Here is a 1,613-nt window from a genome sequence, read left to right as displayed (position 1 = left end):
TTTTGATGTCTTTTTCGGCGCTGTTGAACAACCGGCGTACGGGAATGTAGCGCCACTCAGTGTCGGTATTGCTTGTGAGGGTGCGGGCACCCCAGATCAACGTACCGTTGTTCTGAAACTCTCGGATCATGTTCAGCGCTTTTCCCGCGTTGTATTCGCCCTGGGTGGCATCGCTGACTTTGAATTGAGGCCTGAGTCCACCATTGAGCGCGACATTGGCCGGTGCTTTCCATGCGCCGCGTTCACGGTCCACCCTGCAGTAGGCTCCGGCGACTGCGCCGCTGGGGGGGATGGAAGCCTCAGTCCAGTCGGCATCCAGCCATGGGGAGTAGGCTGCTGCATGTTCGCTAACAGGATAGGAGCTCATGTCGGTTGCTGGGCTCTGCAAAACTTTGGGGCCGTCGAGAATTGCGAACAAGCTTTTACCATCCACGCACAGCGTGGTGGCTGCCGTCTTGATATCCTCTCCGGCGGCGACCAGCAGTGTGACATCGTCCAGCTTGGGTACCTCTTGCTCTAGCTGACCGGTGGGGATGACATAACAGTAGCCGCCGCCATTTTCGAAATAGGTTTTTACGGATAAATGGAGGTTTTTGGTAGGGTCGAATGCTGACACTATGTTCATGAACTCCAGCCACGAGGCTATTCTGGTAGGCACGGAGATCATTGCGTCGCTAGAGGCAATCGCAGGTACGGCGGTGGAACTGTTGGCGATGGACAGGGATTGGCTGGGCAGCTCTTCGATATATACACCGGGATAGCTGGTGACAGTGGTCATGGCGGTTCACTTTCAGTATCTGTAGAGAGTGGGGTTAGTGGAACTGAATGGTGACGGCGTCGGCCATGAGTGCCAGCTCTTCAATGGCTACTTCGTTGCTGCTGGCGTCTAGGCTGGGGGCGGTCAGCTTGGTGGGAAAGGCATTGGCGACGTTCCAGGTAATCAACAGTTCGTTGCCAGCTTCGTTGGTGAGGCTGATGAGGATATCTTTTTTCTCCACTTGGTTGAGAGAGATGGAGTGAATCCAGTCGTAAAGTTGACTTTTCCCCTTGATCACGCCGCGTCGGAGGGAGATGTTGACGGGTGCGATCTGGCCTGGCATGTAGAATAAGCCACCCAGGCCATCCTTGTAGGTGATGGTTTCGTGGGAGATTTCCATGCCGGATGCGGCGGTGAATGCCATTTCTTCGTTGCCCACAGTGACCCGGTAACGGTATGTGGGAATGGGGTAGGTATTTGCGATTTGCTCGGTGCTGGTTGCCATTGCTCTTGCCTTTCCTATTGAGGACGTCGCCGTCGTCGCGTCGGCTTAGCCTTGGTTCACATCCTGGGTGAATTGCAGAATGATGAATTCCGCCGGGCGCACTGCGGCCATGCCGATTTTGACGATTAGTTTGCCCTGAGCTATGTCGTCATCGGTCATGGTGATGTCCTTGCCCACCAGTACGAAGTAGGCTTCCTTCTCACTCTTGCCGGGCAAGGCGCCCTGGCGCCACAGCGAGCGCAGGTAGTTATCGATGGCGCAGCGGACTCGCTCCCAGGTGGCATGGTTGTTGGGTTCGAACACCATGGACCGCATAGTGGTTTTGATGTCTTTTTCGGCGCTGTTGAACAA

At 55.4% G+C, this 1,613-nt stretch carries 3 protein-coding genes; all 3 read right to left on the bottom strand.

What is annotated here, in order from left to right:
• Positions 1-778: phage tail sheath subtilisin-like domain-containing protein (locus NK214_RS24810; RefSeq protein ID WP_253315794.1), on the bottom strand; the 778-nt coding region annotated here is incomplete at its 3' end.
• A gap of 34 nt (positions 779-812) precedes the next feature.
• Positions 813-1,262 carry a phage tail protein gene (locus tag NK214_RS24805; protein WP_227106124.1) on the bottom strand — a complete coding sequence of 150 codons (450 nt, stop codon included), beginning with the start codon at positions 1,260-1,262 and terminating at the stop codon, positions 813-815.
• A 45-nt stretch (positions 1,263-1,307) separates the two neighbouring features.
• Positions 1,308-1,613: phage tail sheath C-terminal domain-containing protein (locus NK214_RS24800; RefSeq protein WP_305883583.1), on the bottom strand; the 306-nt coding region annotated here is incomplete at its 5' end.

Source organism: Chromobacterium sp. S0633 (assembly GCF_024158805.1).
Taxonomy (GTDB): Bacteria; Pseudomonadota; Gammaproteobacteria; order Burkholderiales; family Chromobacteriaceae; genus Chromobacterium.
This window is presented reverse-complemented; position numbering and strand designations above follow the sequence as displayed.